General features: G+C 55.2%; 8 protein-coding genes. 6 read left to right on the forward strand and 2 right to left on the reverse strand.

Features of this window, described 5'->3' with window-relative positions:
* Nucleotides 1-50: 50 nt before the first annotated feature.
* A complete protein-coding gene (locus tag KMAL_RS15475) occupies nucleotides 51-911 on the reverse strand; it encodes a LysR family transcriptional regulator (RefSeq protein ID WP_110096403.1) in 861 nt (286 codons plus the stop codon).
* A gap of 195 nt (nucleotides 912-1,106) precedes the next feature.
* Between KMAL_RS15475 and KMAL_RS15480 the strand changes: the two genes are divergently transcribed.
* The 3 genes from KMAL_RS15480 to KMAL_RS15490 all read left to right on the forward strand — a co-directional run bounded on the left by KMAL_RS15480 (nucleotide 1,107) and on the right by KMAL_RS15490 (nucleotide 4,012).
* Nucleotides 1,107-2,216, forward strand: coding sequence for an NADH:flavin oxidoreductase/NADH oxidase (locus tag KMAL_RS15480; protein WP_014106238.1), 1,110 nt, complete (start codon nucleotides 1,107-1,109; stop codon nucleotides 2,214-2,216).
* Between the two features lie 193 nt (nucleotides 2,217-2,409).
* A complete protein-coding gene (locus KMAL_RS15485) occupies nucleotides 2,410-3,066 on the forward strand; it encodes an alpha-ketoglutarate-dependent dioxygenase AlkB family protein (protein ID WP_146044244.1) in 657 nt (218 codons plus the stop codon).
* Nucleotides 3,067-3,115: 49 nt separating this feature from the next.
* Nucleotides 3,116-4,012 (forward strand): NAD-dependent epimerase/dehydratase family protein, encoded by an 897-nt coding sequence (locus tag KMAL_RS15490; RefSeq protein ID WP_014106240.1) that lies wholly within the window; start codon nucleotides 3,116-3,118, stop codon nucleotides 4,010-4,012.
* A gap of 225 nt (nucleotides 4,013-4,237) precedes the next feature.
* On the opposite strand, the gene KMAL_RS17020 is transcribed toward KMAL_RS15490, so the two are convergent.
* A complete protein-coding gene (locus KMAL_RS17020; protein ID WP_050856127.1) occupies nucleotides 4,238-4,564 on the reverse strand; it encodes a hypothetical protein in 327 nt (108 codons plus the stop codon).
* Between the two features lie 272 nt (nucleotides 4,565-4,836).
* Between KMAL_RS17020 and vapB the strand changes: the two genes are divergently transcribed.
* The 3 genes from vapB to KMAL_RS15505 all read left to right on the forward strand — a co-directional run bounded on the left by vapB (nucleotide 4,837) and on the right by KMAL_RS15505 (nucleotide 7,219).
* Nucleotides 4,837-5,061 (forward strand): type II toxin-antitoxin system VapB family antitoxin, encoded by a 225-nt coding sequence (gene vapB / locus KMAL_RS15495; RefSeq protein WP_010511771.1) that lies wholly within the window; start codon nucleotides 4,837-4,839, stop codon nucleotides 5,059-5,061.
* Entirely contained in the window at nucleotides 5,062-5,472 is a 411-nt protein-coding gene (vapC, locus tag KMAL_RS15500) for a type II toxin-antitoxin system tRNA(fMet)-specific endonuclease VapC (RefSeq protein WP_014106242.1), read from the forward strand. It abuts the gene before it with no gap.
* Nucleotides 5,473-5,851: 379 nt separating this feature from the next.
* Nucleotides 5,852-7,219, forward strand: coding sequence for a hypothetical protein (locus tag KMAL_RS15505; RefSeq protein ID WP_110096405.1), 1,368 nt, complete (start codon nucleotides 5,852-5,854; stop codon nucleotides 7,217-7,219).
* The last annotated feature ends 429 nt before the right edge of the window (nucleotides 7,220-7,648 follow it).

A 7,648-nucleotide genomic window follows, 5' to 3' on the forward strand; every position in this document is an offset into this window, starting at 1 on the left:
GCCATCTGGTCCGGGGTTAACCCCGGACCAGATGGCCAACAGCAACGCCGTCAGAAGGGCGGCATAACAACAACCTGGTATAGCTTATCAAGCCCGCAAAACTGTCCGAACGGACGGGACCACCTCAGAATATATTCGTCCAGAACGGGGATGAGCTGCTTTGCCTTTATCTTTTCATGCACCATGAAGTCTGGAAGCAGGGCGATACCAAGTCCGTTTTCTACCATACTTAGCAATGAGTTTATATTGTTGGAAACCGAAGATGTGGGCAGGTCCGGACTGATTAGTTCACCATTAGTCAGAAATGGCCATGGGGCCAGTTTTCCGCTGCTGGGATAACGATATCTCAGGCAGAGATGTGTCTGGAGATCATCAGGGCTGACTGGCAGGCCCCGGAGGGAAGCGTAGTCTGGTGCTGCGACAAGTCTATGATGAAATCCGCTAAGTCTGCGCATCATGAGACGCGAATCATCAACAGAACCAATCCGCATGACAGCATCAAACCCTTCCTCTACCAGATTGACCAACCGGTCACTGAAATCGAGATCCAGTTCGATTTCTGGGTAGCGTTTCTGAAAAGCAACAATATGTGGCATCAATTCAGTACCCAGATTAGGGAAACCGATGCGTAATCGTCCTTTGGGTTCTGCGGTGACTGCGCTTAATTCTTCTCTGGCTGCATCAAACTCTGCAAAAATGCGATAGCAATGAAAGAGAAATTTTTCTCCTTCAGCCGTCAAACTGATGGCGCGTGTGGAACGGTGAAAAAGACGAGCACCTAGTTCCTGCTCGAGCTTGGCTATTGTTCGGCCAATCGCTGATGAGGAGAGGCCAATCCGTCGACCGGCTTCCTTGAAACTGCTTGTTTCTGCCGCTTGCACGAAGGCTTCCAGGGCTCCAAAATGTGTCATGGTATGATTGCGCTTTGTTCCGTTATGTTCGGATAATTGTCCCATTTATCGCAAGCATGACAAGGGGTAGAAGAAACACGTATTATTCTGAACCAGCAAGATGAATGATGCCGGATAGATATATTCCTCAAAGCGACTTCAATCTGTCGATGGGATACCGGGCATTCAGTTTTGCTATAAAAAGTGGAGTTAATCATAGCCTCTCCCTCTCTGTTCAAGCCGTTTACCCTCAAGGACATTGCACTGCGTAATCGTATCGCCATTCCCCCGATGTGCCAGTATATGGCCACGGATGGGGTCGTGAATGACTGGCACCATATTCACTATGGTGCCTTGGCTCGGGGTGGGGCTGGGCTGGTCGTTGTCGAAGCGACAGCCGTCGCTCCGGAAGGTCGCATTACCCCAAAGTGTGCCGGTCTGTGGAATGATGAGCAGGCACAGGCTTTTGTTCCTGTTGTCAAGGCCATCAAGGACGCTGGCGCCGTTCCTGGTATTCAGATTGCGCATGCCGGACGTAAGGCGAATGCCAACCGTCCATGGGAGGGAGATGACCATATTCCTGAAAATGACCCCCGTGCCTGGCAGACGATCGCGCCTTCTGCCATCGCTTTTGGTAAGCATCTGCCCCGGACGCCTAAAGCCATGACTCTTGAAGATATAAAGCGTGTGCAGCAGAATTTTGTTGATGCGGCGCGACGTGCTCTTGAGGCTGGCTTCGAGTGGATTGAACTCCATTTTGCTCATGGTTATCTGGCGCAGAGTTTCTTTTCTGAGCATAGCAATCAGCGAACCGACGCCTATGGTGGAAGCTTGGAAAACCGCAGTCGTTTTCTGGTCGAAACTCTCGCGGCAGTCAGAAAAGTGTGGCCGGAACATTTGCCTTTGACGGTCCGCTTCGGAGTTATTGAGTTCGATGGTCGTGACGAACAGACTTTTGCTGAGTCCATGGAACTGGTGAAGCGCTTCAAGACCGAAGGACTGGATCTGCTCAGCGTGAGTATTGGGTTCACCATTCCTGAAGTGAATATTCCGTGGGGCCCCGGCTTCATGGCGCCTATTGCTGGGCGTGTCCGTGAAGAAGTGGGTCTTCCGGTGACGTCAGCATGGGGGTTTGAAGTGCCTGCTGTGGCAGAGCAGGCCGCTGCGGAACACAGGTTGGATCTTGTCTCAGTTGGGCGCGCCCTTCTTGCTAATCCGCACTGGCCCTACGCAGCCGCAAAGGCCTTGCGCGCGGATCGACCCGCCTGGGTTTTGCCTGCTCCTTATGCCCGTTGGCTTGAACGCTATAGTCTTGGCCAGTTCTGAGGTGCCAGACGTTATCTGATACCGTCTGGCTACCCGCAAGGTTGAGCCCAAACGCATTTTAGATCGGGTCGTGCTGCCTGTTTCTTTTTCAAAGGAACAGGCAGTTGCCGTATGGAGCGTGTGGGCCGTTGGCTGATTATGAGAGGGTAGAAGAGCGATTGCAGTCTTACAAAAAGGCTGATCTGGAGGCTATGTGGATCTATTCGGCGAAATAAGACATCTCAAATTGAATGGAGGAACGGTCGTCTATGATCCTCGTCCATCTCTTGGACTGTCTCCCGATCTGTTGATGAAGAGACTGAGTTCAGAGCTGGTCTGGGAGCAGCACAAAGTCCGGCTTCATGATACTGTAATAGATCAGCCTCGTTTGAGTGGCTGGCATGGGGATATCGTTCATACATATACCACGCTGGCGCATAATCTTCACCCAGAGCCTTGGAGCCCTGTGCTCAAGCAGCTCCGGCAACGTGTTTCAAAGCTGGCGAAAGCTCCCTTTAACTCTATGCTGGCCAATCTCTATCGGAACGGCGCAGACAGCATAGGCTGGCATAGCGATAACGAAGAGGGACTGGGAACTGAACCAACGATTGCTTTGATCAGCCTCGGTGCAGAGAGAAAGTTTTCGTTGAGACGGTGGGACGATCATCGCAGCATGTGTGACATTATTCTTGAGCATGGCAGCTTGCTTATCATGAGTGGCATGACGCAGAGGTACTGGCAACATGCTGTCCCCAGAACAAGTGCGGTGACAGGGGCCAGAATAAGCCTCACGTTCCGACAGATTGATCCAGTATCAGGCCGCTCTCTGAAGTCGGTCACCCACAAAGAACAATCAGGGACGGATCCGTGATCAATAAGAGTGACGTTGCTGACTGCTATTTTTTATGGGAAGAGGTAAGATGAGGCTGTTTGTTACGGGGGCCAGTGGTTATATTGGCGGCTCCTTTGCTGCTGAAGCTGTTCGCAGGGGACACGACGTACGAGGGCTGGTTCGCTCCGCCGAGAAAGCGGCGGCCTGTGCAGCGTTGGGCATGGTGCCTGTTCAAGGAACGTTGGCGGATCGTGATCTTCTCATAGAAGAAGCCCAAAGAGCAGATGTGGTCGTTAATGCGGCAAGCAGTGATGAGCGGGATGCAGTTGATACCTTTCTCGCGGCGCTTTCAGGTTCCGGTAAAGCCTTCTTGCATACGAGTGGCAGCAGTCTGGTCGCTGATCATGCTGAAGGTGAAGCGAGCGAGGCTATTTTCGACGAGCGCCATATGCCGCTGCCTGTGGCAGAAAAAGCTCCGCGAGTTGCTCTCGATCACGCGATCCTGACAACACCTGGAATACGGTCAATCATTCTGTGTAATTCACTGATCTATGGAAAGGCTCTGGGGCCGACGGCTCATAGTGTCCAGCTTCCCCTTCTGGTAGACTACGCGCGGGAGAATGGCTGCGCCCGCTATATTGGCAAAGGTCTTAACCGCTGGTCGACAGTCCATATAGCAGATGTCGTGGACCTGTATTTCCTAGCGCTTGAACAGGCTCCGCCGGCAACATTTGTATTTGTTGAGAGTGGAGAGGCATCCTTTCGGGATATGGCGCAGTCTATTGCCAATGCATTGAGGCTTGGTGAGGCAACCTCCATGACGGTTGAGGCCGCCATAAAACGCTGGGGGCGTCAGAGGGCTCTGTATTCCCTGGCGTCTAACAGTCGGGTGCGCAGCCTCTACTCGCGGGCATGGGGATGGAAGCCGAACAGTGCAGATATTCACACATGGATTCTAAATAATATTTCAGCAGAAAATCCGTAAGAGAAAGAGGGTACATCTGAATTTCGGCTTTACCACTCCGTCATATACGAGTCAGGAAGCTGGCGTCAGAGCTATCTTACTCGTCAAGGTCATGGTTGCGAATCCGTAGCAGCCTCAAGGCATTAAGAGTGACGAGGGCAGTAGCGCCAGTATGCTTCACGTTGCGGGCCCCCAGGGTGTGGGAGTGGTGAAAGTGAAGAGGTCCGACCGGCAAGGGGGGGCAGGCTAAGGTTCCTTCCGCAATGCTGTGGGCAAGCCTGACGACCAGTGCACCCTGCCATCGCGAAGCGCTTCCAGGGCTGTCTGACCCGCAAGTTCAGGATGAGATTGCATCAGGAAGCGGTAAATGGTCCATCCGCTGTCGCCCAGCGTATCGAAAAGTGCGGGCGGGACAGGGAAGGGCTGTCCCGTCGCGTCGATCTGCCAGGCCGGATAGCGCGCTTCTCGTGGTGAGGATTCTGGCAGAACGAGGACAGCATGGGCCTGTTCCAGATCATGCAGGTCTGAGACAGTCAGGCCAAGACGATGGGCAAAAATCTCTCCCGTCAGCATGTCCGGCCCTGACAGAATGGTGGCTGTCAGGTGGCGACCCCGTTCTTCTGCGCGGGCGAAAGCGTCACTTCGTGTTCGTGGCCTGTCTGTCATGAATGCTGTCTTTTTGTCTTTCAGGGAGAGAGGAGAGCGGTCCCATCATGGGGCGGACGGAAGATCTACTGTATCATCCGGCCCGCTTGTATGCATTCGGTGCGTAGAGCCCTAAAAATACGGGACATCAACGTCCAAATGGGATATACATAATATATATCCATGGGGAGAAATAGCCGATGCTGACCCGTACGACACTCTTTCTATCCAACCGCTCGCAGGCAGTGCGCCTGCCGAAGATGGTCGCCTTCGGGGAGCAGGTGCGTGACGTCGTCATTGTGTCCGAAGGTTCACGACGCATCATCGCCCCCGCTGACGCAGCGTGGGATGATTTCTTTGCGGCTCCCGGCGTGGATCTGGGGGAGCGGAACCAGCCGGCCATGCAGGAACGTGAGGCGCTCTGAATGCTGCGTTATCTGCTGGATACGAACCTCTGTATCCGGGTATTGCGGGATCGACCACAAGGGCTGCGTCCAAGGTTCAACAGCTGTGCGGAGGAACTCTGCATCTCGGACGTGGTTCTGTATGAGCTGCTTTATGGCGCAGAACGCTCGTCCGATCCCGTGCGCACAAGGCGTGAAGTCGAGCGCTTCGCGGCAAGGCTGGCGGTCCTGCCATTCGACAGTGAAGCAGCCGCCCATACGGCAGACATTCGGGCCGAACTTGAACGGAATGGCCGTATCATAGGTCCGTATGATCTCATGATTGCCGGGCATGCCCGGAGCAGAGGGCTGATTGTTGTGACCGGCAATCTGCGGGAATTTCAGCGGGTGGAGGGTCTTCGAACCGAGGACTGGCTGACTGACACGGTCTGACCGGGAAAGGTGCGGCGAGACAGAATATCGATAAAAACGATTATTTATCAATCAACTATGTCATGCAGCGAGCCTCTCCACGAACCCGCTGACAAGTAGCAGTTTTCTTTGGTTGCAGGCCCCCGCAACCAAGCCGAACATACTGATATCTAACAAAAAATGCCGCCCCAAGAGGCGGCTTTTTTGCGTCCAGAATTCCTCCGCAGGAAACACATAGGAAATAGACGGAAAGGTACCGGGGCGCGATTTTGTCCACTTTCACAAATGCGTGATTTAAGAGCGAGGCGCCCTGTCGCCTGTTTCGGGGTATCATTCCAGGCTTGTCGAGTCAGGACAGTCTGCCCTTCTGCTGTCCGTATCAGGAGACGCACGAGCAGCCATGGCCGCAGACGAACTCACGGGACTGATCCATTATCTCGGTCAGGAGGACTGGCAGGAGTGTTTTGGCGAAGTGCTCGGCGATCACATCGGTCCGGCGCTGGAAGCGGGCGACATCTCCTTCGAGGATCTGGCGGAGATGATCGGCCCTGACGTTGCCATGACGCTGTGGGGCTGCGCTTTCGAAGATTTTCTCGGGCAGGACTGGGACGATGGCCGGAACTTCGTCGACGTTTACCTCAAACGGCGGGGCTGGAAGGAAGGGCCGCGCAACAGCGCCTACATGCGTGCCCTCAAGGCTTCGGTTATGAGCCTGTATGAAGTCTCGGATATCAAACCCGGCCAGAGCCTGATGGCGCGTGACCTGCTGCGGGGTGGGGAACCCGTTCTGGTGCATGAAGGCACGGCTACCCGGACGCTGGAACAGTGGGACCGGATTGCAGCACGTCTCGTGCCGTCCGATGGAAAGACCATTCTGGCAGGTGGGCTGCTCGCCTATTCACGGGGTGCCTGCGAAGATCTGGCTGCGAACCTTTACAGGGCTCTGCGGAAAAGACGGGGCAAGGCCGAGTTTCCGAAAGTCGATACGCAGACGCTGCATGAACTTGCGCCGATGTTCACGCTGACCTGGCTGTTTCGGACACTGGAGGACATAGCCCGGCAGATGGAGGGGCCAGCGCTGTTCAATGGGGACGGAGAGGATCTGGTCTTCCACGAAGTGTGTTTCCCGCTGGCAAAGGGCGTGACACAGAAGACAGTGGCGGACGTGCTTGACGGGATCATGGCCCTGCGACCGGAAAACCGTTCATTCTGGAACTGGCTGAAAGAGCCGAGTAATCCCGTGGGCAACGCTGGGCGAGATGAAAACGGGCGGTTCCTGCGCACCGAGATGGATGATGGTGCGATCGTGCTGGGCACGCTGGATCTGAAGGGGCGGCAGTTGCGGCTGCAGGTGAACTCGAAAGAGCGTGCCGAACGTGGCCGTGCCATGCTGCAGGCTGGTCTGGGAGATCTCGTGCGCGCTCCGCTCACGCAGATCATGACGCCGGCGCAGGCGATGGAAGACCGGGGAACGCATGGACGGAAGGTCTCGCCAGAACTGCAGATCCCGCCCGAGGAGGAAGTCCGGATGATCGGGCAGATGCTGGAGCGGTACTATCGGCAGGTGCTTGATGAGCCAGTCCCGGCCTTGGGGGATATGACGCCGCGCCAGGCCGTCCAGACAGCCTCAGGGCGTAAAAAGGTGGCCATCTGGTTGAAGGATATCGAAAACACTACGGTCCGCGCCCAAGGGAGTGGCGGTGCCATGGCTGCCTACGATTTTGGGTGGATGTGGCACGAACTCGGAATCATCAGGCTCAGGAAATAGTCCGCTTACGCCTCATTCGGGACCTTTAGGTAGCACAGTCGTAATTCCTTTAGCGGACTTTAGATATTACGGAACGGTACCGATCTCCCGGCTCTACAACTTCGGTCCCTAATCGCATCAGTTCCAGATCCTACCGCGCGCTGTCCAAGGTGAGCACCAGCTTGTCACTGGTCGAGACCAGCTTCGCAGGGCGCCAGTAACCCATGTTCTGCCACGCGGTCGACGGCTCGCAGACCGGGGTCAGCATGAACAGGTTATGCTCGCTAGAGGTCGTCATTCACCCGGTGTGGAAGCGGTAAGCCCCTAACAGCCTGTCGGGTTGGGCATTTTGCGGCTGATAACGCCAAGGCTGACCTGGCTTATGCTGCCTGAAGCCGCGCCATTCTTTTACAGTTGTATGCGAGAGCAACGAGTGTCCATTCGGTCGTG

This window comes from Novacetimonas maltaceti (genome assembly GCF_002906255.1).
Classification (GTDB): Bacteria; Pseudomonadota; Alphaproteobacteria; order Acetobacterales; family Acetobacteraceae; genus Novacetimonas; species Novacetimonas maltaceti.

What these genes read in the sequence shown, in the direction of transcription:
- KMAL_RS15475 (WP_110096403.1), bottom strand. Translation starts at nt 911, where the DNA reads ATGACACATTTTGGAGCCCTGGAAGCCTTCGTGCAAGCGGCAGAAACA.
- KMAL_RS15490 (WP_014106240.1), top strand. Translation starts at nt 3,116, where the DNA reads ATGAGGCTGTTTGTTACGGGGGCCAGTGGTTATATTGGCGGCTCCTTT.
- KMAL_RS17020 (WP_050856127.1), bottom strand. Translation starts at nt 4,564, where the DNA reads ATGCTGACGGGAGAGATTTTTGCCCATCGTCTTGGCCTGACTGTCTCA.
- vapB (WP_010511771.1), top strand. Translation starts at nt 4,837, where the DNA reads ATGCTGACCCGTACGACACTCTTTCTATCCAACCGCTCGCAGGCAGTG.
- vapC (WP_014106242.1), top strand. Translation starts at nt 5,062, where the DNA reads ATGCTGCGTTATCTGCTGGATACGAACCTCTGTATCCGGGTATTGCGG.
- KMAL_RS15505 (WP_110096405.1), top strand. Translation starts at nt 5,852, where the DNA reads ATGGCCGCAGACGAACTCACGGGACTGATCCATTATCTCGGTCAGGAG.